The organism is Elusimicrobiota bacterium, from assembly GCA_026388095.1.
Classification (GTDB): Bacteria; Elusimicrobiota; Elusimicrobia; order UBA1565; family UBA9628; genus UBA9628.
This window is the reverse complement of sequence record JAPLKL010000036.1, coordinates 1-23961: the sequence shown is the minus strand read 5'-3', so window position 1 is coordinate 23961 and position 23961 is coordinate 1. Positions and strand designations below refer to the sequence as shown.

At 67.3% G+C, this 23961-nt stretch carries 20 protein-coding genes; 14 read left to right on the top strand and 6 right to left on the bottom strand.

Going from position 1 to position 23961, the window contains the following annotated elements; translation table 11 throughout:
- Positions 1-25 precede the first annotated feature (25 nt).
- Positions 26-1165, top strand: a complete 1140-nt coding sequence (locus NTY77_08110; protein MCX5795441.1) for an SGNH/GDSL hydrolase family protein — start codon at positions 26-28, stop codon at positions 1163-1165.
- Here the strand turns inward: NTY77_08110 and NTY77_08105 are convergent.
- Together NTY77_08105 and NTY77_08100 are read right to left on the bottom strand one after the other, a co-directional pair.
- On the bottom strand, positions 1162-2217 hold the full coding sequence (locus NTY77_08105; GenBank protein ID MCX5795440.1) for an amidohydrolase family protein: 1056 nt from the start codon (positions 2215-2217) through the stop codon (positions 1162-1164). The genes NTY77_08110 and NTY77_08105 overlap by 4 nt on opposite strands.
- Positions 2214-3269 carry a hypothetical protein gene (locus tag NTY77_08100; GenBank protein MCX5795439.1) on the bottom strand — a complete coding sequence of 352 codons (1056 nt, stop codon included), beginning with the start codon at positions 3267-3269 and terminating at the stop codon, positions 2214-2216. Before NTY77_08100 ends, NTY77_08105 begins: the two co-directional genes overlap by 4 nt.
- Positions 3270-3346: 77 nt before the next feature.
- Between NTY77_08100 and NTY77_08095 the strand changes: the two genes are divergently transcribed.
- Both NTY77_08095 and NTY77_08090 read left to right on the top strand, forming a co-directional pair.
- Positions 3347-4426 (top strand): ABC transporter substrate-binding protein, encoded by a 1080-nt coding sequence (locus NTY77_08095; GenBank protein MCX5795438.1) that lies wholly within the window; start codon positions 3347-3349, stop codon positions 4424-4426.
- Complete coding sequence (locus NTY77_08090; GenBank protein ID MCX5795437.1) at positions 4423-5724, top strand: sulfatase; 1302 nt, start codon at positions 4423-4425, stop codon at positions 5722-5724. The genes NTY77_08095 and NTY77_08090 overlap by 4 nt, the downstream gene beginning before the upstream one ends.
- Before the next feature lie 4 nt (positions 5725-5728).
- On the opposite strand, the gene NTY77_08085 is transcribed toward NTY77_08090, so the two are convergent.
- Complete coding sequence (locus NTY77_08085; protein ID MCX5795436.1) at positions 5729-7264, bottom strand: sulfatase; 1536 nt, start codon at positions 7262-7264, stop codon at positions 5729-5731.
- A gap of 63 nt (positions 7265-7327) precedes the next feature.
- Here NTY77_08085 and NTY77_08080 point away from each other — a divergent pair, with 63 nt between their 5' ends.
- From NTY77_08080 to NTY77_08045, 8 genes are all read left to right on the top strand, one after another.
- The gene (locus NTY77_08080) at positions 7328-8362 is read left to right on the top strand and encodes a hypothetical protein (GenBank protein ID MCX5795435.1); all 1035 of its coding nucleotides are present in this window, start codon (positions 7328-7330) and stop codon (positions 8360-8362) included.
- A complete protein-coding gene (locus NTY77_08075; GenBank protein ID MCX5795434.1) occupies positions 8363-9466 on the top strand; it encodes an amidohydrolase family protein in 1104 nt (367 codons plus the stop codon).
- A 56-nt stretch (positions 9467-9522) separates the two neighbouring features.
- Positions 9523-11301, top strand: a complete 1779-nt coding sequence (locus NTY77_08070) for a CRTAC1 family protein (protein ID MCX5795433.1) — start codon at positions 9523-9525, stop codon at positions 11299-11301.
- Complete coding sequence (locus NTY77_08065) at positions 11298-12179, top strand: RnfABCDGE type electron transport complex subunit D (GenBank protein MCX5795432.1); 882 nt, start codon at positions 11298-11300, stop codon at positions 12177-12179. The genes NTY77_08070 and NTY77_08065 overlap by 4 nt, the downstream gene beginning before the upstream one ends.
- 75 nt (positions 12180-12254) lie before the next feature.
- The gene (locus tag NTY77_08060) at positions 12255-13337 is read left to right on the top strand and encodes a hypothetical protein (protein MCX5795431.1); all 1083 of its coding nucleotides are present in this window, start codon (positions 12255-12257) and stop codon (positions 13335-13337) included.
- 43 nt (positions 13338-13380) lie between these two features.
- Positions 13381-14343, top strand: coding sequence for an amidohydrolase family protein (locus tag NTY77_08055; GenBank protein MCX5795430.1), 963 nt, complete (start codon positions 13381-13383; stop codon positions 14341-14343).
- A gap of 1 nt (position 14344) precedes the next feature.
- Positions 14345-15628: a sulfatase-like hydrolase/transferase gene (locus NTY77_08050; GenBank protein ID MCX5795429.1), complete on the top strand. Its 1284-nt coding sequence runs from the start codon at positions 14345-14347 to the stop codon at positions 15626-15628.
- 4 nt (positions 15629-15632) lie between these two features.
- Positions 15633-16619 (top strand): radical SAM protein, encoded by a 987-nt coding sequence (locus NTY77_08045; GenBank protein MCX5795428.1) that lies wholly within the window; start codon positions 15633-15635, stop codon positions 16617-16619.
- Here the strand turns inward: NTY77_08045 and NTY77_08040 are convergent.
- Complete coding sequence (locus NTY77_08040; protein MCX5795427.1) at positions 16522-17805, bottom strand: aminotransferase class III-fold pyridoxal phosphate-dependent enzyme; 1284 nt, start codon at positions 17803-17805, stop codon at positions 16522-16524. The genes NTY77_08045 and NTY77_08040 overlap by 98 nt on opposite strands.
- 56 nt (positions 17806-17861) lie before the next feature.
- Here NTY77_08040 and NTY77_08035 point away from each other — a divergent pair, with 56 nt between their 5' ends.
- Positions 17862-18842, top strand: coding sequence for a radical SAM protein (locus NTY77_08035; GenBank protein MCX5795426.1), 981 nt, complete (start codon positions 17862-17864; stop codon positions 18840-18842).
- Here the strand turns inward: NTY77_08035 and NTY77_08030 are convergent.
- Entirely contained in the window at positions 18773-19519 is a 747-nt protein-coding gene (locus tag NTY77_08030; protein ID MCX5795425.1) for a hypothetical protein, read from the bottom strand. The genes NTY77_08035 and NTY77_08030 overlap by 70 nt on opposite strands.
- The gene (locus tag NTY77_08025) at positions 19516-20457 is read right to left on the bottom strand and encodes a U32 family peptidase (GenBank protein MCX5795424.1); all 942 of its coding nucleotides are present in this window, start codon (positions 20455-20457) and stop codon (positions 19516-19518) included. Before NTY77_08025 ends, NTY77_08030 begins: the two co-directional genes overlap by 4 nt.
- An 80-nt stretch (positions 20458-20537) precedes the next feature.
- On the opposite strand from NTY77_08025, the gene NTY77_08020 reads away from it, so the two are divergent.
- Both NTY77_08020 and NTY77_08015 read left to right on the top strand, forming a co-directional pair.
- Positions 20538-21311, top strand: coding sequence for a 50S ribosomal protein L11 methyltransferase (locus tag NTY77_08020; GenBank protein MCX5795423.1), 774 nt, complete (start codon positions 20538-20540; stop codon positions 21309-21311).
- Positions 21305-23839 (top strand): sulfatase-like hydrolase/transferase, encoded by a 2535-nt coding sequence (locus NTY77_08015; protein MCX5795422.1) that lies wholly within the window; start codon positions 21305-21307, stop codon positions 23837-23839. The genes NTY77_08020 and NTY77_08015 overlap by 7 nt, the downstream gene beginning before the upstream one ends.
- The last annotated feature ends 122 nt before the right edge of the window (positions 23840-23961 follow it).

Below are 23961 nucleotides of genomic sequence, written 5' to 3'. Positions count from 1 at the left end.
TCCGGAGATGCTATCATGGTCCCGGATGAAACAGCGGGATATCGCGACCAACGCGGCGGTCTTCCTGGTCAGCCTAGCGTTGAGCCTCGGTCTTGTGGAAGCGGTCCTGCGGGCGCTGCGATTGGTCCCCGATGATGTGCACCGGGTGAGCATGGAGCCGCGGCCCATGTTCCGGCGCATCGACGGGATCCCGGACCGCGTCCTCGTCCCGGGCGATTATCGGCAGGTCTTCTTCACCTGCCGGGGCTCGGACTGCCGCCCGGACAAATGGGTCCCCATCCACGTCAATTCGGCGGGCCTCAGGGACGTCGAGCATGCGGCGGCCAAGCCCGCGGGCACCGTCCGAGTCATGGTCCTGGGAGATTCGTTCACCGCGGCGGATGGCGTCGAGAACCGCGAGACCTACGCCAAGCGCCTGGAGTCTTTGCTCAACAGCCGGTTCCGGGGCCGGCCGCGGTTCGAGACGATCAACACGGCGGCGGCATCCTACACCACTTACGAACAGGTCTGCTTCCTGCGGCGTTGGGGCTTGCGCTATCAGCCGGACGTTTTGGTCGTGGGCCTTTACCTCAGAGGCCCGCTCCCGGCCTGGGACCGGAGCTGGGCCTTCGACCAGCGCAAGCTCGCCCTCTTCCGGGAGTTCCGGCGGCGCCTGCACGCCCTGGAGCTGCCAGCCGACCTCGGCAACATCCCCATGCGGACGACCCGCTTCTCCGCCCCGCTGCACCTGCTGCGCTGGTTGGACGCCATCCGGAACAAGTGGACCATATCCCGGAACACCGTCTCGTGGTACCGGCTCGCCTGGAGCGAGGCTAACCCGCTCGGCCTGGGGCAGCTGGAAACCGCGCTCGACGAGCTGGCGCGCCTCCAGAGCCAGCGGCGCATCCCGGTGCTGGTCCTGATCTTCCCGAAACTGGACTGGCTGGACGCCGATTATCCTCTGGCCGACCTCCATGAGCGGGCCGCCGAGCTCTGCCGGACGCGCGGGCTGCCATCCGTGGACTTGCTGCCGCTGCTGAGGGGCCGCCGTCCCTCGACTCTGTGGCAGCATCCCAGCGACCACCATCCCAGCGCCTGGGTCCACGAGCTGGCGGCTTCGGTCCTGTTCCAGCGGCTCCTGGAAGGGGCCCAGTTCCGGCGCGCTCTGCGCATCGCCGGGCGTTAGAGCTCTTCGCGGAACAGCAGCTTCCAGGCCGCTTTGTAGGCGACGATCTCTCGGACTTCGGGAGGCAGCTCGCCGAGGAGGCGCCTTTGCTGCGCGGCGCAGGCCCTCAGGGTGGTCATGCGGCTGGAGTTGAGGTTGAACCCGACGAGGAAGCGCCAGGGATTCTCCGCGATGAGCCGGCTCCATTCGGGCTTGAGGTGCCCGGTCTTGCGGTCCCAGAGCACGGAGCAGAACTCGTTGGTGGGGGGATAGAACTGGTCGAAATCCGAGCCGGCCAGGGTGAAATAGAGGTTGGGGTGCTTCGCCATGAGCGCGCGGAGGTAGTCCGCGCCGTAGCGCGCCGCGCGCGCGGGGTAGCGCACGCGGCCGACGTGGCACCAGACGACGCGCGCCCGGGGGTACTTGTCGAGCATCCCCTCCAGCGCCGCCAACAGGTCGTCCTCGACCTCGAGATGCAGCTGAAAGGGGACGTCGTGGGCCTGGGAGAAAGCGAAGATCCGCTCGCCCAGGGCGCCGTCGATGGGGAAGCCCGCGACCTCGGGGTTCTCGCGCGTCGCGGCGGCTCCCAACAGCCAGGGGCTGAGATACTCCGCCGCGCTGAACTCGCCCATCATGGGATAGCCGTCGCGCAGCACCCGCGCGAACAGGCCGTCGAGGAAGGCGAAGGGGTCCAAGCCCCACGCGCGCGCGGACTTGAGGTGCCCGGTGGGCACGGGGATGAAATAGCGGGGTCGGGCGGCGATGAGCGAGCGCAGGCTCCGCGGCCACGCCGCGTGAGGATCGAGCCGGTCCCGCTCTTCCAGCTCGGGAGACAGCGCGATGAGAGCGACGCCGTTGGCGTCCATCTCGCGCGCGAACGGCCCCGGGTTGAGCGCGAGGTCCCTGTAGTTCGACTCGATGTCGAGCAGCGGCAGGCGGCGGCTCTTGGCGACCTCCGCGATGCGGGAGCGCCAGGCCTTCTTGAGGTTCGGCCAGTCGAAAGGCTGCGCGTTCGCCGGGCCGGACGCGGCCGCCAGCGCGCAGCACAGGATCAGGCCGCCCGCGCGCTTCATCGGAACTCCCGGCCGAACATGAATTCCCAGGCCGCCCGGTAGGCGACGGCCGCGCGCGCTTCCGGCGGCAGCTCCAGCAGGAGCTTGCGGCGCGACTGCGCCTCGCGGTCGAACTGAATGATCTGGTCCTGATCGAGGCCCAAGCCCGTCAAGAACCGCCCGGGATGCTCAACGATGAGCCGGGCCCAGGCGCTATCGAGGCTCTGGAAGCGGCGGTCCCAGAGGACCGAGGTCAGCTCCCCGCTGGGCAGGTAATAGTCGTCGCTGTCGGTCCAGGACAGGTCGAAATAGAGGTTCGGGTGCTCGGCGAGCAGGCGCCGGACGAGATCCGGCCCGTAGGAGCGCGCCTTGGACTTGTAGCGCACTCGCCCGACGCTGCGCCAGAGCACGCGCGCCTTGGGGTGTTCGGCGAGCATCTTCTCCAGCGGCGGTAGCAGCCCGTCCTCGATCTCGTAGCGGATCGCGAAGGGGAGGCCGTGCGCTTGAGAGAAGGAGAAGAGCTTCTGGCCGAGCGGGCCGTCGATGGGGATGTCGGCCTCCGCCTCGGAGCGCGTCTGCGGGTTGATCCATTCGCTGTTGGAGGGATAAGCCCGGAAGCGGAACTCGCCCAGCATGGGATAGCCCTCTTGCAGGACCTGGGCGAAGAGCCGATCCAGGAACCGGGAGGCGTCCTCCTTGCGCCGCACCACCTGATCGAGGCCCGCGGCGGGGACGGGGATCAAGCGGGACGGCCCGGCCGCGGCGAGGTCGCGCAGGCTGCCGGACCAATCATCGTAGGGCGCGTCCCCCCAGGGGAAGGTCGTCAGCGTGGGCATGAGGGCCATCAGCGCCACGCCCTGCCGGTCCATCCGGCGCTGCAGCTCCTGCGGGTTCAGGGACACCGCGTTGAACGTGGACAGCACGTCGATCATGGGGAGGCGGCCCGAGGCCAGGACCTTGCGCACGCTGGCGCCCCAGCCCGCCTCCAGGCGCGTCCAGTCGGGCGCCGCCGGCCTTCCGAGCGACGGCAGGAACAGGACCAACGCCAGCGCGCACGTCGCCGCTCTGAGCATGAAGGGCAGGCCGGGCGCCGACGCGGCGCCGCCCTGCCAAGCGCATTATATGAATTTGTATACTGGTTCCAGAGCCCATGCCTCGCTTCCCTCTCGTCGCCGCCCTGCTCCTGGTCGGGCAGTCGGCCCAGGCGCTGACGCCGGTGCGCATCGGCTATTTCCACGGCGGGCGCACCAACGTCATCTACAGGACCTCCGTCTTCGGCTACTTCGACCAAGAGGGCATCCTCGTGGACCTCTACACGGCCAGCCTCAACGACCAGTCCCTCTACAAGGTCCCCAAGACCCACGACGAGACGCTCAAGCTCAAGAAGAAGCTCAGCGACGAGGAGTTCTCGAAGATGCGCGGCACCGAGATCGTCGACGCGATGATGAAGGGCGACGTCGAGGCGGGCACGATCGGCGAGAGCTCGTTCATCCAGTGCGTCAACGAGGGCAAGCCGATCGTCGCGGTGGCCCTGCTGGGCTTCGACACGATCGAGCGCCCGGGCCATGCCATCGGCATGCGCAGCGACTTGGTCATCAAGTCCACGGCCGATTTCAGCGGCAAGGTCCTGGTGACGCGCCGCGCCGGGCCCGGCGACTACATCTTCCTCATGGAGTTCCTGCGCTCGATCGGCCACGAAGGCGACAAGACCATCAAGGTCATCCCCCAGGTGCCGGACGACAAGATCGCCGTGCAGCTCAAGAACAAGGAGGTCGACGGCGGCTACTACCACCTGATGACGGTGGCGGGACTCGAGGCCGCCGGACTCCTCCGTTCCTACCGCGCCTTGAACTGGCTCAACCCCGAGATGTCCCAGGCCGTCCTCGTCTTCCGCAAGGATTTCGTCGTGCAGCATCCCGACTCGGTCCAGAAGGTCGTCGACGCCTACATCCGGCGCATCGCCTACGAGAAGACGATCCCGGAGCGGAAGGCCGACCGCTCCTGGGATAAGGGCGTGATGATGAAGTCCGAGTTCAAGGGCATGATGATCCCGCAGTACGCGCTGCCTCCGAGCGTCCGCCCCGAGTTGCTGGAGGCGATGCAGGACCTGCTGCTCAAGTACGGCTTCATCAAGAGCAAGACGGACCTGCGCGATGCCATCGACAACAGCTTCGTCGCCAAGGGGATGGAGAACTTGAAGGCCCATCCCATCGTCCCCTTCAAGCCGTGAGCGCCGCGAAGAATCCGCGGAGCGCTCTGGCGCTCGGGCTCCTGCTGGCCGCGGGCCTCGGGACGGCCTTCGCCGAGACGGGCCGCCCGCCGCTGTGCCCCGGCTGCAACGTCGTCCTCATCGGCATCGACGACGTCCGCGCGGACTCTTTCCAGGCCATGGGAGCCGCCGAGGACGTCATCCCATCACTGAACCGCTTCGCGTCCTCGTCCGTCGCCTTCACGCAGGCCATCAGCGCCGCGCCGTGGAGCCTGCCGTCGTTCATGTCGATCTTCACGGGCGTCTACCCGTTCAACCACCACCTGACCAACAAGTACTCGGACTTCAACGCGGAGCCCATGGTGCCGGCGCGCCTGTCCACGCTGAGCCCCGGCACGCGCACGCTCGGGGAGGTCCTTCGGGACCGCGGCTGGCGCGCGGGGGGCTTCACGGGCGGAGCGGCGCTGACGGGCAGCTTCGGGTTCTCCGCGGGATTCGAGGTGTACGACGACTCCGCCACCTTCGGCGGCTTCGACCGCAGCGTCCCTGAGGCGCTGCGCTGGCTCTCCGACGTCCGTCCGGGCGAGAAGTTCTTCCTGTTCGTGCACGGCTACGACGCCCACTCTCTGCGCGACGCGCACTTCCCGGCCGCTTTCGCGGCGCGCTTCCGCCGGCTGCGCGAGGACCAGATGGCGGGCCGGCCGCTGCGCGTCAACGCCGAGGAGCGCGCGCTGATCCGGTCCTCCTACGCGCAGGCGCTGCGCGCGATGGACGAGCATCTGCGGCCCCTGCTCGAGCGCCTGGACCAGCCCGACATCAGCAGCCGCACCGTCGTCCTGATCGCGGCCGACCACGGCGAGGAGCTCTTCGAGCACGGCGGCATCGACCACGGCATGACCCTCTACGACGAGGTCATCCGGGTGCCGCTGCTTCTGCGCGTGCCGGGCCAGGCGCCGGGCTCCGTGCCGCTCCAGGTGCGGACCGTGGATGTCCTGCCCACGCTCCTCGACGTCCTCGGCATAGCGCCCGACCGGCGCCTGGCCCGGCAGATGCGCGGCGTCAGCCTCCGGCCCATGCTGAGCGGCAGCGAGCTCCATCTCAACGCCCTCTGCGAGACCGATTTCCTGCTGCAGGTGTCGCTGCGCAGCCTGCGCACGGCGGACGGCTGGAAGATCGTCTATGATCGCTACCGGCCCTCCGCGACGCGATTGTTCCGGCTCTCCAGCGATCCTGCGGAGACCCGCGACGTCTCGGCCCAGGAGCCCAAGGTGGCCAACGCCCTCCAGGCGCGCCTGGTGGAGTTCTTCGGGCCGCAGTGACCCTCTACCAGTAGCCGCGCGCGCGGGCTCTTTCCTGCATCCTCTCCGGGATCTTCGTGGTGGCGGGCGCGCCGGGGCGATAAGCCTCGGCCTGCCGCTTCCAGGCCGCGAGCTTGGCCTCGAGGTCCTGCGCCACGGCGGTGGAGACGCTGACGAGGTCGTTGAGCTCTTCGGGATCCGCGCGGATGTCGTAGAGCTCGCGGACGATCTTGACGGGCTTGCGCTCGGGGGTGATCAGCGGCGTCGAGCCGTCGAAGAACAACTCGCGGATCAGCTTCCAGCGCGTGTCGCGGATCGATTCGGACTGGGTGCAGAACGGGAACGGGTGCGGAGCGGGGAAGCTCGGGGCGCAGATGTTGTAGTTGGCCCCCGAATAAACGTAAGGGTTGAGCGCCGTGCCGGTCGCGATCATGGGCGCGAGGTCCACGCCCTGCATCCCGGGCGGCGGCGGCAGACCGAGGGACGGCAACAAAGTCGGCATGATGTCGATGAGCTGCGCGAGGCCGGCGGCTCTCCGCGCCGGGCCGCCCGGCAGGCGCATGAGCAGCGGCACGCGCAGGACGTCGTCGTAGGGCGTGCCGCGCATGTTCCCCGCGCGTCCGAAGCGTCCGTGCTTGGCGAACATCTCGCCATGGTCGGCGTAGATGACGATGATCGTCTTCTTGAGGAGTCCGCGGTCCAGCTCGTCGAGAAAATCGCCCACCAAAGCGTCCATCTCGACGAGCTTCTCGTCGTAGATGTCGCTGAGGAAGCGCAGGTCCTTCGGCGTCAGGACGGCGGGTGTCCCGTACTCGCACTGGAGCTCGAAGCTGCTGCAGGCTTCGAAGCGCATGACCTTGATGGCGGCGGTGCTGGCATCGGTCTCGAGCCCGCGTACGCAGTGCTGCTCGTCGGTGAGGCCGCTCGTCTCCTTGGGGTCGCTGAAGCGCCCGCGGTAGCGCTGGGACGGGATGAAGGGGCAATGGGAGTCGTAGCCGTGGATAAAGAGGAAGAATCTCCGCGCGGAGTTCTTCGCGAGCCAGGCCTTGGCTTGGGGCAGAGTCGTGGCGAAGCCCGTGAACTCCGGGTTGTCGGCCTGGTCCTGGAAACCGCGCATGAAGGAGAACCCGGCGTAGTAGTCGAGCCCGCCCGTGAACGCCGCTGTCCGGTACCCGTGGTCGCGCAGGATCTCGGGCAAGGTCGGCAGGTCTTGCCCGAGGGTGTTGTGCAGGGTGCGGTAGAGCATCTGGTGCGCGTAGGGCTGCAGGGACGTGAACACCGAGGCCGCGACGGGCATGGTCCAGGAGGCGGGAGTGAAGCCGTTGTCGAAAACGACGGCCTGCCGAGCCCAGCGGTCGAGCCTCGGCGTCGTGCGCCTCGGGTAGCCGTACAGGCTCATCCTGTTGGCGCTGACGTTGCTCAGGGAGATCATGATGACGTTGCAGTCGGGGCAGCTCAGGGAGGCGGCCCGGGCCGGGGACGGCCCGGCGGCGAGGGCCAGCAGGGCCGCCGTGCAGAAGCCAGCGACCTGCCGCTTGGAGAGGGTTCGGGCTAGGGCCATCGCCCCGGTATTATAGCGACTTCGAGACCCCATGGGGGTCCGCGTTTTTCTAGAATAGGAGGCGTGATCATGCTGGAGCTGCCCCTCTTGCTGGCCGGGCTCTGCGCGGCGGCATCGACCGATACGGCCCAGCCCCAGCCCTGGGACTGGCCCGCTTTGAAGGCGGGCTGGCGCCAGAGGATCATCCAGGTCGGGAAGGGGCAGCTGCCTCTGGTGGACGACCTGTCCACCTTCAGCGGGATGTCCTTGGGCGCGGCACGGCTGAAGGAGAAGATGGATGGCGCCGGCGTCGCGTGGATGGCGGTCTCTCCCTGGCTGGGAGAGGAGTTCGAGGAGGCGTCGGCCGACGCGGACCGGTCCGAGGCGCTGCGCAAGCTGATGGCCTCGGGCCCGGACTATTTCATGCCCATTCCGGCGGCCGACTTGGATGGCGCGGGAGCCCTCAAGCGCTTGCTCGACGCGGCCCTGCGAGACGGGTACCCCTTCCTGGGCGAATTCCGCTTCCGGAGCTATCCGCCGAATCGGCTGTGGTTTGCGGGGCCGGCGCGCGCGCAGAGCGACGAGAAGATCCCCATCGACGGGCCCCTCGGGCAGATGCTGTTCTCGTTCTCTCAAGAGCACGGACTGCCTTTCCTGATCCTCTATGAGGTGGAGGACCCTTTGCTGCCGCCGCTGGAGAAGATGCTGGCCCGCTACCCGGGGGCCAAGGTGGTCTGGCGCAGGCTCGGGCAGGTCTGCTACAAGGAACGGAGCCGGGACTATGGGCCCCGCTATGTCGAGGGGTTGCTCGAAAAATATCCCAACCTGTATTTCGATTTCTCGTGGACCGACGCGCGCGATTATTATGTGGGCAGCCGGGAATTCACGTCCGTCCTCTGGGACCGGAGGAGCGGCAATCTCGATGATGGCTGGAGGCGGCTGATCCTGAGGCATCCCTGGCGCTTCATGTCCGGCCTGGGTCTCTCCCCGGACACCTGGCTGTATTTCGACCAGGCCGCCGCGGCCCGCCGGCGCCTGCTGGGACAGCTGCCTCCGGAGGTCGGGGAGATCGTCGCCTACAAGGCGGTCTGGAGATTCTTGTTCGGAGAGGACCTGTAAATGCGCGCAGCCCGGCCCGGCGTATCCTGGTTGGCCGCCCTCTGCCTGTGGTCGCTGGCCGGAGCGGCTCCCCTGCGCGCCCAGCCGCGCGGCCCCGAAGAGCCCTTCGCTTGGGAGCGCCTCAAGAGCCTGTGGCGCGGCCGGATAGAGGCGACGCGTGGGCGCGGGCAAGCGCCCCTCATCGACTTGGAATCGACCTACAACGACCTGACCATCGATCCCCAGGCCTTCGCCCGCCGGATGGATGCCGACGGGGTGACCTTGAGCGCCATGTCCCCGGAATTGTTCGGAGAGGAGATCTCGCGGTACGCGCGCGTCTGGCCGGCGAGCGTGCACCGGCTGGTCGAGGCCGTTCCGGACCATTTCATCCCCGTGCCCAACGCCGATCTGGAGCGGGTCCTGCGCTGGTCCGCGCAGGACCCCCAGAAGTATCTGGACGACCTGTTCGCCAACATCCTGCGGGACCGGTATCCGATGATGGGCGAGTTCATGGTCGCCTCCTATCCCAGCAACGATGAATACGCCGACTTCGTGTCATCGAGCTCTGTGGCCGCGGCGGCCCCGGAGATCCACGGGTTCCCCATCGAGGGGCCGTTGGCGGAGCGCATCTTCGGCTTCTCCCAGGAGCACGGCATACCCTTCCAGATCCATTATGAGGTGGAGGACGCGCGGCTGGCGCCCCTGGAGAGGATGCTGGCGAAGTATCCGGGCGCGCAGGTGATCTGGTGCCATGTGGGGCGCGTGCGGCGACAAGAGCGGACCAGGACCTATGGTCCCGCCTATGTCCGGCGGCTGATCCAAAAGTATCCGAACCTCTATTTCGACCTGTCGGGAAATGCGCCGCGCGTGTCCTATCCCGGGAGCCCGGAGTTCGCGAGCCGTCTTTGGGCTCCGGATCGGAAGCATCTTGAGAAGGATTGGGCCCGTCTGATCGTTGATTTCCCCTGGCGGTTCCTGGCCGGGCTGGATCTGGGAGGGGACCGGATGACCCTGAAAGGCCACGTCGCCGGCATGAGGAGGCTCCTGGACGAACTGCCTCCGCAGACGCGGGAGATCGTGGCGTACCGGGCGGCCTGGAAGCTCCTGTTCAAAGAAGACCTCTAACTTTTGGTTTGATTTGTTAGAATCCACTTGCTGATGCCACTATGCGGGGTGCTTGATTGAAGCTATTAAGGGACAAACGGATCTGGGCGGTCTTGCTCTTCGCCGTGCTCATCGCTTTCGGCATCCGAAGGGGCGCCATCCCTCTCCGCGGAGACGCTTACGCGGTGTATGAGACGGCCCGGTTCCAGCCGACTCCGGAGCGGCCGCACCCGGGATTCTCATTCGCGGACCGCCGCGAGCTCCTCGGAAAGGAGTTCCAGGAGTTCAGGAATCAACCTCATAGCTGGCCATGGGTCTCGGTGGAGGATTTTGACCATGACGGATTCGAGGACCTCCTCTTGGTCTATCGTTCTTATCAACCATCCCCCTCGCCCAATGCCTATTGGTTCCAACTGCTTCGCAACAACCAGGGGCGGGGCTTCACGGACGTGACGGAGGAGCGCGGCCTGGGGGCTCTGCAGCATTCTCCGGATATCAAGGCGGCCGTTTTCGTCGATATGGACAATGACGGCTGGCCGGACCTGTTCATCACTCGCAGGGGAGCCCCGCCGCTTTTTTTCCGCAATCATGGCGGGCGGTTCACCGAGGACAGCTCGGCGGTGCCCGATGTCCCGCTTGGCGATGGCTGGGGCATCGCTCTGCTGGATTACGACCGGGACGGCTATCTTGATGTTTATGTCTACAATTATAGCGCCCCGAGCCAGAAGAGGAAGAGGGATGATTTTGCGTTCAATAATGTGGGCAATACCGACCGCGGGGGACCGCATTTCCTGCTTCATAACGACCATGGAAAGCGATTCGCGGTGGTGCCGGGTGCCTTGGGACTGAGCAACCACTTCCATACTCAGGCGGTCGGCGTCGGAGACTTCGACGGTGACGGGTTCCCGGACATCTATGCCTCCAACGACTTCGGCTTCGATCAGCTTTTCATGAATCAATCGGGCAAGGGCTTCCTGAACCGGACGGATGCGCTGGGGTATTTCCGTTCCTCGAACTCGATGTCCGCTTCCGTGGGCGATGTCCATAACAGCGGCAAGCTGGATGTCTTCGCGACGAATGTGATCAAGCCGGGGCTCACTTACGGCTTCAATCGGCTGTGGCAGAACCGGAGTGCGGCGGGGGCTCTCCGTTTCGCCGACGAAGCGCAGGACTCGGCCGTGGCCAAATGCGGTTGGGGGTGGGGCTCCCAGATCCTGGATTTCGACAAGGACGGCTGGCAGGACATCGTGATGGTGAACGGCCGGCACGGCCGGCAGAAAGATTCCGACTACTGGTACTATTACACGGAAGCGCAGAAAGTCCTGCCTTGGGCTAAGCAGCACGGCCTGACCGGCTACGGGCTTTTCGGCCAGGCGAAATCGGTGGCGCCCGGGGAGAGGGATTGTCTTTTCCTCTCGAATGGCGGGAGGAGCTTCGTCGACGTGGCCAAGACCGTGGGGCTGACGGATGAGCTCAACGGCAGAAGCCTGGTCTGGTTCGATATGGATAACGACGGCCAAGAGGACCTCGTGGTGGGCAACGCCGAGGCCAGCGAGCTCCTGTATGTGGGGCACCGGGACAATCCCAATCAATGGCTGGGCCTGAAGCTCGAGGGCGTCAAGAGCAACCGCATGGCCTATGGCGCCAAGCTGTGGCTGACCACCGAGAAGCTGCGCCAGATGAGGGAGATCTATACGACCAACGGGTTCCTTTCGCAGAGCTCGCCGCGGCTGATCTTCGGCATTCCGGCCGGAGACAAGTTCAAGGAGCTGGAGATCCATTGGCCCAGCGGCGCCGTCCAGAAGCTGTCCGGACTGCGCTTGAATCAGTACCACCGCATCAAGGAGACATTATGAAGCTGGTCTCTGGATTCACGAAGGGCTTGGTGGTCCATGCCTTCTCCCAAGTCACCTATATCATCATCTCCTTCTCCTTCTTCGTCCTGAAGCGCCCTCCCTACTGGTGGTTGACCTTGGTCGCCGTCAACGCGTTCTACTATGGCCTGCATCTGCATTTCATCCGCAAGAAGACGAAAGTCTATACCCTGTGGCCCGTGGTCGGCATCGGGATATCCAACAGCGTCTTCATCAACCTCGAGGGCCATAATCTCTGGGTGTATCTGTTGGCCGGGTTCATCGGAGTGACGGCCATGACCATCTTCTCCGACAACCGCCAGAGGCATCCATCCGATCGGAGGGGGAAGCATGCCTTCAACCCTTCGGCCCTCGGCATCCTCGCCGTCATCATGTTGTTCCCGAGCGCGGCTTCGACGGGGACCTGGGCGGAGCTGCCGTGGCTGCAGGCCCTGATCCTGCTCCTGGGCACCACGACCGTGCTGGTCAACCGGCGCTGGTGCCTGAGCTATTCCTATCTGCTGGGTTTCGCTCTCTGCTCGGTCCCTTACTGGGCGCTGTGCCGCTTCGGCGGGCTCGCGGATGCCCATGACTTATCGGTGTTGTTCTGGCCTTCGGTCATGACGGCTCCCAGCACCTTGATCTGGGCGTTCCATGTGATCAGCGACCCGGTCACTTCTCCCGACGGCAAGAAAGGTCAGGTCTGGTTCGGGCTCGCTACCGGAGCCGTGGACTTCGTATTGCGGGGGGTCCTGCACTCCATGCAGGCGGACGTGATCGCCTACATCTTCGTCCAGGCGGTCTACTGGTACTGGACCCAAAGAGCGGTCGCCGCTCCGGAAGCTCAGCTCGTCGCGGCCCCCAGCCTGGGGCGGGCCTAGGCCGCGCCGGCGATAGTATTCGCAGGTGAGACCGTCCGTCGGACCGAGTATTTAGTAAAATGTCCTTGAGCCTGTATGTCCCTGGGATTATCCCTGCTTTCTGGGCTGGCGATTAGCGCCTTCCCCGCGGCCCCTGCGGCGGTCTCGGCCTCCGCACCGCAGATCTGGGACTATTCCCAGGAGTCGTCCCCTTTCACCGAGTGGGCCCAGGCCACAAAAACGCGGGTCGTCCTGCAGACGAAAGACTACATGGTCCTTTTTTGCGTCCGCGTTCCCGGCGTCAAGCAATGGGCGTATTCGCAAGCGCCGGAGAACCTGAGGCTGGTCCTTGAGGACATGTCCCTTGCGGCGGTTCCCCAGCCGAAGGATCCAGCCAAGGAGACGCTGACGCTGAAGAGATTGGACTTGGCCTATCGTCCAAAGGGGGAGGAGTCGAGGGAGCAGTGGTTGGAAGACCCGCAGCCCAAGACCTTCTTGTGGGTCCTGGCGCCGCCCAAGATGCCGGTCCCGTTGTCCGCCGAGCTCCTGCGTGCGCGGCAGGCCAGGCCGCTCCCGAATCCTTTCCGGTCTCCCGTCGAGCTCCCGAGTGCGGGGCAGGCTCGGAAGCTCCCCCCTCCTCCGAATCCTCCGGGACCCAACCGGCGGGTGCCGGGGGGCAAGCCGGAGCCGGCCCGGCAGGGCGGGGCGCCCCAGCTCGGGTCGAGCCCCTGGGAGGTGATGGAGCAGCTCCGGAGGCTCCCGCACCCTCCGGAGATGTGGATGCTGGGGGAACTGCCGCAGCAGGCGCGGGAAGGTGTGTCGCTGCGGCCCCCTCCGGTCGTCTGGTTCTTGGGGGAGATGCTGGAGCAGGCGAGGAGGATGGCCTTCCAATCCGGGAAGCCGATCTTCTTCGCGCCCTTCCAGCAGGCCGACTCGAAGCAGCAGTTTTCGGCCAGCCTGATGATCGTCAACGGCGCCGTCGAATGGACGCCGCCCGCGGCCGAGAACCTCCTGATCGTACTGGATGGGGTGGCGGAGATCCCGGCGGCCGACGGCGGCTCCAAGGTCGCCCGCGCCAAGAGCATCGTGAGCATCCCGCGGGGCTGGGGCAGGGCCCTCGCCATCAAGCGCACCAGTCTCGGCTCTTTCTGCGCGCTGCTCGTCACGATCTGGCCCTGAACGGCCCGCCACGATGAGCCTCCCCAACCTCTGGACCCTCTGGGTGGGGGCCATCCTGAGCGCCGGCGCGGTCCCGTCAGCGGCGGCGACGGGATCCTATGATGGACCGCTCATTGACGCTGTAGTCCAGTGGACCCGCCAGATGCAGATCGAAAGGCGGATAAAGATAGAAGACATCGTCGGGCATCTCCGCCGGGCGCAGGTTGACAAGGCGGGCATCATGGTCGCGGTTCCGGCCATGGGAGTGGACAAAGCCGTGGTCGAGCAGAGGACTGATGCGCTGGAGGAGCTTTCGGCGGGCGGGCCCAAGAGCCTTTTTTTCCAAGGGAGCCCGAATTATTTTCAGACCGCCGCAAAGATGGCCCCGGAGTCCGTGGAGCTGTTCATCAAGGAGACGGAGCGCAAGCGGTACTCCTTCGTCGGAGAGATCCTGTACCGGCATGCGGATAAACTAAGCGGAGACGGCAATCCGGGAGGCGAAACACATATCGACCCGCTCTCTCCCGATTCCGTGAGCTTGATCGCGCGTGTCGGCGGGCTGAGAGAGACGATCCCCATATTCATCCATTGGGAATTCTATCGCTGGGACGAGGACCGTCCCAGGTTCGCCCGGCTGTTCCGGATGTTCCCAAAACAGATCTTCATCATCAACCACATGGGCTTCGGGAGTCCGGCAGAGGTCAAGGACATCCTGAAGGAGCATGACAATGTCTTCTTCACGATCTCCAAGAAATTGACCCCTTTCGAATATTTCGCGGATCCGGCGATGAAGCAGGGAGCCTCCATCCTGGATGAGCAGAAGATTGTGCGAGCGGAATGGAAAGAGCTCTTCGTGGCTCATCCAACGCGATTCTTGTTCGCAACCGATTCGCATAAGCATTATATGTGGGACCATTATGAAGAGATCGTGCGGGCGTATCGCCGGTTCCTCTCCCAGCTCCCGGAAGATGTGGTGCACAAGATCGCGCACCAGAACGCCGAGGCGGTCTTTGGATTGAAAAAATAGCGTGGGCAAACCCGGCAACGTCGTCGTCGTGGTCGTCGACGGGCTGCGGCCCGACCACCTCGGGCTCTACGGCTATGGGCGCCGCACCAGCCCGTGGCTGGACGAGCAGGCCCGACGCGGGGTCGTCTGCGCGCAGGCCGTCAGCCAATCCAACTGGACCTTCCCCAGCTTCTTCTCCTTCCTGACCTCGCAGGACCCGACCCGCAACGGCGTCTTCCACGTCAACGCCCGGCTGGCCCCGCCGGTCATCCCCCTGGCCGAGGGTCTGCGGCAGTCGGGCTACCGCACCGCCGCATTCGTGGGAGGCCCCTACCTCGACGCGCAATTCGGGCTGGACCGAGGCTTCGAGGCGTATCGCGCCGGAAAGAACATGTCCTTCCGGGACTTCAAGGATATCCTGCCCCTGGCCTGCGACTGGCTGGAGCGCCGCCGCGGGGAGAAGTTCTTCCTGCTGCTCCACGACAATGACCTGCACCCCCCGTTCGACATCGCCGACGCCCTGCCCGAGGCCGTGGGGCACGCCTTCGGCCAGGGCGGCCCGCTAGACGCGCTGATGCCTGATTACTACTTCGTCCGCGCCTACAACCGCTACCCCTGGGAATCCTTCTGGGGGCCGCCTCCGTCCCCGGATTACCTCGCGCGGGTGGACGCCATACGCAACGACCCCCGGGAGCTGAAGCACATCGTGGCCCATTATGACGCGCAGATCCTGGCGGCCGACCGCTTCCTGGAGAGACTCTGGAAGAGGCTGGAAGCGCTCGGCCTGCTGGAGGACACCGTGGTCGTGCTGACCTCAGACCACGGCATGGAGTGGGGAGAGCGCGGGCTGATCGCCACCGCTTTCCACGAGGCCCTCTGGGACTCCTTGGTGCGCGTACCGCTGGTCTTCTGGCATCCCAGCCTCCGGCCCGGGACGCTCTCCGGCGGAGTGGAGCTCATCGACCTGGCCCCGACCCTCATGGACCTCCTTGGGCTGCGCTGTCCAAGCTCGTTCCAGGGCCGCAGCCTGGCGCCCCTGCTGGGCGCGGCTGACGCTGACAGGGGTCCGGATGACCGCCCGGCCTTCAGCGCGGCCAGCACGCTCCAGGTGCGGGAGAGCCTGCGCCTCTTCTCCCTGCGCACCGGCCGATGGAAGCTGATCTACGACGCGGAGCGGGGCAGCGTCAGGCTCTTCGACCTGCGCGAGGACCCGGGGGAACTGCTGGACGTCTCCGCGCAGCAAGCCGAGGTCGCGCGCGGCATGCTCGGCGCGCTGCGGCGGCGCGCCGGCCTTTCGGGCTCCTGAGCTCATGGCCAGAGCATCTTGCCTGCCGGGTCACCCGTTGGTCCGCCCCGACCAAGACCGGGCCCGGCGCGCCGCCTCCGAGCTCCTATGGAAGCGTCTCGAGCTGCCCGCGGGCCGCGCCACGCCGGCCGGCCCGCGGCTGGGGACCCTTTACACTGGCCGGCCTTCCCCCGGCTGCCGCAACTGCCTGCGGGGCAGCAGCGTCAGCCTGCGCATGACCACCCGCTGCACGCGCGAGTGCTTCTTCTGCTTCAACCCTGAGCCGCGGCGGGACGGCATGTCCTTGGACGCGCTGCCCGTGCGCGGGATCTCCGAGGCCATCCGCCGCATCCGTCTCTGCGGCCTGCGCGGAGCCGGGATATCGGGCGGCGACCCGCTGCTCGTCTTGGAGCTGACCTTGCGGGCGATCCGGCGCCTGCGCCGCGCTTTCGGGCCCGGCTTCTACCTGCACCTCTACACCAACGGAGACCTGGCCACGGAGAGGACGCTGCGGCGCCTGCGCGAGGCCGGGCTCAATGGGCTCCGGTTCAACCTCGAGGCTTCCGGCTATCGGCTGGACCCGGTCCGGCGGGCCCTGGAGCTGTTCTCGGACGTGAGCGTCGAGATCCCGGTCATCCCCGGCCGGCTGCGGCGGCTCAAGGCCTTGGTCCTGGAGCTGGACCGCGCCGGGGTGCCCAACCTCATCCTCCACGAGCTCTGCTACGCCGGGGTCAACCGCGCGCGATTCTCCGCCCGAGGGCTGAGGGCCAAGCCGTGCCCGGCTCCGGTCTATATCTCGGCCAAGCCCGTGGCGGGAAGCGAGGCGGCGGCCCTGGAGCTGCTGCGCTACGCCGCGGCGCGGGCCAAGCGGCTCTCCGTGCTCTTGTGCTCCTGGACGACCCAGGAGCGTCTCATCAACCCGCGGGGCTGGCGCTGGAGGCAGCGCGCCCTGCAAGCCAGCGCAAGCCGTCCGCCACGGCTGCGGCGACCTCGCGGATCTCCTCCGCGCTGACGCACAGGGGCGGGGCCAGGCAGAGGGCTTCGTCTTCCACCACGCACAAGAGCCCCTGCTCGCGCAGGCGCACCATCAGTTCCGCCCCCTGTCCTGGAGCCAGGCGCAGGCTCAGCGAGGCCAGCAGCCCCAAGCCGCTGACCGGAGCGGCCCACGCGTAAGGCGCGGCGGCCTCGCTCAGGAGGGCGCGCAACTCCTCGCCTCGGGCGGCGGCGTTGGCTAGGAGCCCTTCCTTATCGATGATGGCCAATGTCTCCAGGGCCGCGGCGCAGGCGGCTGGGTGGCCGCCGAAGGTGTAGCCCGGCACGGCCGCGTCCGCCAGCGCCTCGGCGACCCGGCCGGAGAGCAGGACCGCGCCCAGCGGGGCATAGCCGCCGGAGAGCCCCTTGCCCAGGATCATGAGGTCCGGGCGGATGTCCCAGCGGGAGGCCGCGAACCAAGTCCCGGTGCGGCCGACGCCGGTGAGCACCTCATCGAGGATGAGCAGTATCCCATGCCGGCGCAGCATCTCCTGCAAGGCCGGCCAATAGCCCGGGGGCGGCACGCGCACCGGCCCGGCGGCGCTCATCGGCTCGGCTATGAGCGCGGCCACGCGCTCCGGCCCGACCGAGAGGACGGCTTCCTCCATGCGGCCCACGGAGTCGGCCTCGCAGACCTCCACGGTGTCCGGCAGCAGGGGCGCGTAGGGTTCGCGCAGGGCCGCGCCGCTGGAGACGCTGGCCGCGCCGTAGGTGGAGCCGTGGAAGGCATGTGTGCGGTAAAGGATGACGCTGCGCCGGGGTTGGTTCCGGGCGCGCCAGTAGCGGCGGGCGAACTTGAGAGAGGCGTCCACGCCCTCGCCGCCGCCGGAGCAGAAGAAGACTCGCTCCAGGCCCGGCGGCGCCAGGGCCAGCAGCCGTTCCGCCAGCTCGACTGCGGGCCGGTGCGCCAGCCAGGCCAGCGGTGCGTAGGAGAGGGTCTCCAATTGCCGGCGCACGCTCGCCACGACCTCGGGCCGGCCGTAGCCCAAAGGCACGCACCAGAGGCCGGAGAGCGCGTCGAGGTAGCTGCGGCCTCGCTCGTCGGTCAGGCGCGTGCCGCGGGCCGCCACCATGACCGGCATGCCGTCGCGGTACGCCTGCGGGGGCGCCCATTGGTTGAAGAGCACCCGCGCGGCTCGTCGGCCGAGGTCCGAGGGATCGCCCATATTCGAGCCCATGATAACAAATGCGTCGGGGGAGGGGGAGATGCTATCATCTCATCATGCTGGCCCCGCCGGAGGAGATGACTTTCCGCCTGACCTCGCGGTGCAACTACCGCTGTCTGTACTGCGGCTCATGGCTGGGCGGCCCGGAACCGGACCGGCTGGGCGCGGCGGCCTGGAAGGGACTCATCTCTCAGCTGGTCGCCTGGCGCGGCCCGGGCTGGCGCCTTCACCTGACCGGCGGCGAGCCCATGCTGTCGCCGGCCTTCCATGAGATTTGCGCCCACGCGGCCGGCCTGGGCGTCTACGCCTTCGCCACGACCAACGCGAGCCGGATCAGCCGCGCTGCGCTGCCCCGGCTCCTGGGCTGCGGGATCAAGCGCCTCTGGATATCTCTCGACGGCATGGCCCCGGCCACGCACGACCTCAGCCGCGGCCGGCCCGGCTCCTACGCGCGGGCCCGGCAGGCCCTCGCCCTGCTCCTGGGCGCGGCTCCGTCCGTCCGTCCGACGCTAGGCATCGCCGCCATCGTGATGGAGCACAACCTCGACGAACTTCTCGAGCTGGCCGAGTGGTGCGCCGGACTGGGACTGGAGTTCCTGCTGCATCCTTTGGTGCGCTGCGGCCCCGATTGGCGGAAGCTCTGGCCCCGCTCCTCGGAGCGGGCGGCCCTCGTTCTGGAGCGCCTGGCCGCGCTCAAGGCCCGCGGCTGTCCCATGGCCAATTCCACGGCGCAACTGCGCCTGTTCCGGCGCTACTACCAAGACCCCGAGAGCCGGTTCCCGGAGGCGGTTTGCCGCACCGGCCGCTCCCTGCGCATCCATCCCGACGGGACCTGCTATCTGTGCGACTTCGGCAGGGAGCCCATCGGAGACGCCGGGAAAATCCCGCTGGACCGGCTCTGGAGCGGCGCCGCGGCGCGGGCCCGACGCGGGGAGATCCGCCGCTGCCACCGGCCCTGCGTCCTCAATCAGTGCAATTGGGGGGGGGCTGGCATGAGCTCGTCGGACACGATGCGGTCGGCCTCTTCCGGCGGCTGAGCTGGGCCGGGGTGCTTGGTCCATAGGGCGTTGCCGCAGACCAGGAGCTCCGTCCCCCCCACAGCGTAGGTCCCCGTGAACCGCTCGCAGCCGCGGCTGCAGGCGGCGATGGCGTCGCGCGGATGCCCGGCGAACCCGTCAGCAGCGGCGCAGAAGCGGGTCACCGCCACGAACATGTGGGGCCAATGGAAATGCGCGCGCAGGCCGCGGCTCCGGAGCTGCTCGCGCGTGGTCTGGAGCTGGCTGCGGGAGTTGATCTCCACGCGGCTGATGCCGCGGACGGCCAGGAAATCCAGGAACTCGTCCGGAAATTCGGGGAAGTGCATGTAGCGGCCGGCGAGCAGGCGGCCGCACACGGGCTCAGCCTTGGGAAAGCCGCGCAGCAACTCCAGGGCGCCTAGATCGTTGACCGCGACCTCGAATCCTCCGGGCCGCATCCGGCTCAAGCGCCGCAGTACGCCTTCCAGGAGCGCGAGGCCGGAGTCGGTCAGGGGCGGCGTGGCCACAGTCAGCGGCCAGTGCGGCGCGGGGCACTCTCCCTCGATCCAGGCCAGCAGTTCCTCCGAGGGCAGCCGCCGCTCGCAGGTCTCGTCGCCGATGTACAGCCGGCCCGGGGATAGTCCCGCAGCAGGCACACGGCGCAGGAACAGCGCGCATTCGCCGCCGGGCGGGGTCATGACTCGCCTCGGCGCCGCGCGTAGACCTCGTAGTGCTGGCAGTCCTGCCAAGAGCAGTCGCGGCCCAGGAACTCGCGGTGCAGCCGGGGGCCGGCTTCGCGGTCCAAGAGGCAGCGGCGGACCATGCTCACGCGCCGCAGCCGCTCCTCGATGGGGTTCTCGCGGCCGGGGACCTTGATGTAGGCGACGCCCGCTTCCTGCAGCTGGGGCAAGGAGCAGAGCGCGCAGAAGCCCCAGGGCTGGGCCGCGGCCGCGGCGCGGGCTCCCAGCGGCCGGCCGGCGTCCCAGACCTCGATCTGTTGCGGCTGCCGGCAGGGAGCGTAAGGCCCCCGGGTCAAGGCCTGGAGGTCGCCCTCCCAGCGGGCGTGCAGCTGATGGTAGTGGCAGAAAGCGTTGATATGGACGCAGGCCGTGGCGATGAGGACCTCGGTCTTCAGGCCCAGGCCCCGGGCATGGGCGGTGAGGCCCGCGATCTCGGCCAAAGTCAGCAGGCGCTCAAGCACGACCCGCTTGGCGCCGCAGCCGGCCAGGAGGTCCAGGGTCGGCCGGTTGAGAGCGGGGGACAGCGTACCCATGGCCAAGGTCAGGCCGGGCGCCTGGCGCGCCGCCCAGGGCAGCAGGCAGTGGTCTGCCAGGACGATTCCGGAGACGCCCGCGGCGCAAGCCCGGAGGATGTCGTCCTTGAGCCAACCGGTCTGGACGCGGCCCTGCGGAGCGTTGGCGCAGAACATCACGGCCACGCCGCGGGCGCGGCCGAGGGCCGCGACCTGCTCCAGCTCGCGGAAGGAGGCCAGGTTGGCGGAGGGCTGGGACCGGCCGTTAGGGAAATAGTCGGGCCGGGCGCCCAGGTCCAAGACGCCGCAGAAGACCTCGCCCGCCCCGGCCCGGGCCAGCGGCTCGAGTTCGTCGGGGGCGCGCAGGGGGGCGGCGATCTTCATGTCCGTCGAGATGTTATCATTTGCCCCGCGGGGACGGCGACTCTTGGCTAAATGGTAAAATTATCCCGCGCCGTCATCTTATGTACAAGATAACCTGCCGCGTCCAAGGCTGCGCGCTCACGCTGGACATCCACGAGGAGGACGTCTTCGTGCCGAACCTGATGTCCTGGTTCACGGCCGCGCACATGCGCGTGGTCCCGGGCGAGACCTTCTGCGACGTGGGCGCGGGCAGCGGGCTGCACGCCATCCTCGCCGCCAAGCTCGGCGCGGGCCGGGTCTTCGGCACGGACATCAACCCCGCGGCCCTGCGCTGCGCGCGCCGCAACGCGCGCCGCAACGGCGTGGCGGACCGCTGCCGCTTCTTCCAGGGGGATCTGGTCGCGCCTTTGGTCCGGCGCGGGCTGCGGGCGGACGCGGTCATCTACAATGCACCGCAGTTCCCGGGCCGGCTGGTCGCGCCCGGAGTTCCGGAGCGCCTGCGCGCTGCGGTCGACGGGGGCCCGGACGGGGGCGGACTCAACGCCCGGTTCATCCGCCAAGCCGGCCAGGCCCTTTCCCCGCTCGGCCGCGTCTACAACCCGCTCGTGGCCTGGTCCGCCCCGCACAGGTCTTTGGCGGCCATCAGGGAAGCCGGATTCAGGCAGAAGCGCTTGGCGGCCGCGGGCATCCCGCCCTGGGGCCGCGGCAACCGCACCCGGGACTGGTTCTTGAAGCATCCCGGCCCGCAGGTCTTCACCTTCGGCCCCGGCGGTGCTCCGGGGGGGCGCGCTTGGCTCCTGGAACTGCGCCAAGGCGGCCGGCTGGCGGCGGCGGCCTCCCGGATGCCTCGCGTGGAGGTGGATTTCAAATGCTGAAGCGTGCCTGCTGCTGGTCCTGCGTTCTGCTGGGCGCCCTATCCCGGCCGTCGGCTCTCCGGGCCGCGGCGGAGCAACCCGGCGTTTCGAGCGCGCCCGTGCGCATCGGCTATTTCCACGGCGGCCGCACCAACGTCGTCTACCGGACCTATGTCGAGGGCTATTTCGAGGCGGCGGGCGTTCCCGTCGAGCTATACACCGCGGGCCTGCACGACCGCACCGTCTACAAGCTCCCCAGGACGCATGACGAGATCATGAAGCACCAGAAGGGGCTGGGCTTCGAAGAGTTCTCCAAGATGCGCGGCACGGAGATCGTGGACGCTATGCTGGCGGGGAAGGTGGACGCCGGGACCATCGGGGAGAGCTCCTTCATCCAGTGCGTGGCCGAGGACAAGCCCATCACCGCGGTGGCGCTGCTGGGCTACGACACCCGGGCTCGGCCGGGGCACGTGATCGCGCTGCGCAAGGGCGTGGTCATCAACTCCCCGGCCGATTTCCACGGCAAGACCTTGGTCACGCGGCGCGCCGGGCCGGGGGATTACATCTTCCTGAAGGAATTCCTCGCGTCCATCGGCATGGGCGACGACCCCACCATCAAGGTCCTGGCGCAGGTCCCTGACGACGAAATCGCCCGGCAGCTCGAGAACAAGGAGGTCGACGGGGGCTACTATCACCTGATGACCGCGCACGCGTTGGAGAGATACCTTTACCCCTACCGGCCCCTGAATTGGCTCAACCCGGAAATGTCCCAGGCCGTCCTGGTCTTCCGCAACGATTTCATCGCCCGGCATCCGGACTTGGTGCAGAAGGTCGTCAACGCCTACATCAAGCGGATCGCCTACGAGCGCACGCTCCCGCCGGAGAAGGTCGACAAGTCATGGGACAAGGGCTTGATGATGAAGGCGGAGTACGCGGGGATGATGATCCCTCAGTACGACCTGCCGCCCCGGGTCCGGCCGGAGCTCCTGGAGGCCATGCAGGACCTCCTCCTGAAGTATGGTTTCATCAAAAAGAAGAAGGACCTGAAGGGCGCCATCGACGACTCCTTCGTGGAGAAGGGCATGGACGCCTTGGCCGGGCCATGCGCCTTCTCGGGGAAATACCAGGGCTACAACCTCCTGCTCGTCTCCATCACCAACATCGGCGCCAACCACATGAGCCTCTACGGCTACGGCCGCCGGACGACCCCGCTCCTGGAGGACTGGGCCAAGGATGCTCTGGTGTTCGACAACGCCTTCACGCACGCCTCCTGGACTTTGCCCGTGGGGGTCACGCTGTTCACCTCCCTATACCCCTACGCGCACCAGATCTTCGTGCGGCACTTCAAGAACGTCCTGGAGGCCTCGGTCCGGACCCTGCCGGAGATCCTCCGGGACAGCGGCTACCGGACCGCCGCTTTCACGGGCGGGCTGGATTATAACCCGGGATTCAGCCATATGCGCGGGTTCCAGGACGCCCCGGAGAACCCGACCTTTTCGAGCTTCAAGACCACCATCCCGCAGGCGCGGAAATGGCTGGCCGAGAACGGAGGGAAGAGATTCATGCTCTTCGTGCACGGCTACGACGCCCATTGCCCGTTCCTGCCGGACCGGCCTTTCAAAGGCGCCTTCAGCGACCTGCGCGGCAAGACTCTCCATTTCGACCCCCGACGCTGCGTGCGGGGCCTGCGCATGGCCGAAGCGGAGTACGAGGCCGAGTACGCCGGCGGCTGCCCGAAATTCCCGAAGACGGAGAAATGCCCGGACGACATGGGCAAGAAGGTCCGCCTCACCCAGGACGACATCGATTTCCTCAGCGACTCGTACGACGAGAAGGTGCTGGAGACCGATTCCATGGTGGGGGGCTTCCTGCGCTCGCTGGACGCCGGGCTATTGGCCAAGACCATCGTGGTGGTCGTCTCCGAGCACGGCGAGATGTTCGCCAAGCACGGCCGGTTCGGGCGGGCCGGGACGCGGCGGGGGACCAGCTACGACGACATCCTGCACGTGCCGGTCATCATCAAGTTCCCCGGGGCTCCGGCCCGGCGCGTCTCCGGCCTGGTCGGGCTCGTCGATCTCATGCCGTCTTTGCTCGACGCTTTGGGACTGCCGGCTCCCGCAGGCCTGCAGGGCAAGTCTTTGGCCTCTTTGGTCGAGAGCGGCGCGTCCGCCAACCGGTACGTCTTCTCAGGGGCTCCCTACAACACCCAGGGCCTCTGGGACAACACCTTCGATTATTGGAGCCGCACGGAGAGCATACGCGACGAGCGCTGGAAGCTGATCTACGAGAGCTCGGTCAGCCTCCAGGAGGCCAGGAAGGGCGACCGCGCCCAGGCCGCAAAAGAGACCTCTGAGCTTTACGACATAGCCGAAGATCCGGAAGAGTCGCGCGAGGTCTCCGGGGCCCATCCCGACGTCGCGGCGGGCCTGCGCGAGAAGCTGCGGGACTGGGGCCAGCGGGTGAGCGCCAAGGGGCTCGTCCCCACGAGCAAGACCATGCCCGACGAGCTCCTGCGCCAGGCCAGGGAGCGGGGCTACTGGCAGCCTTAGCCTCAATGCCGGTCACTTAAGGTCCGCTTCCGTCGGCCGCTGCCGTTAAGACCCTCGGAACCCCGTAGGGGTTCCGAGGCCGGCGGTGTGCCCAGCATGAGCATGACTGGGAGGTGCAAGTC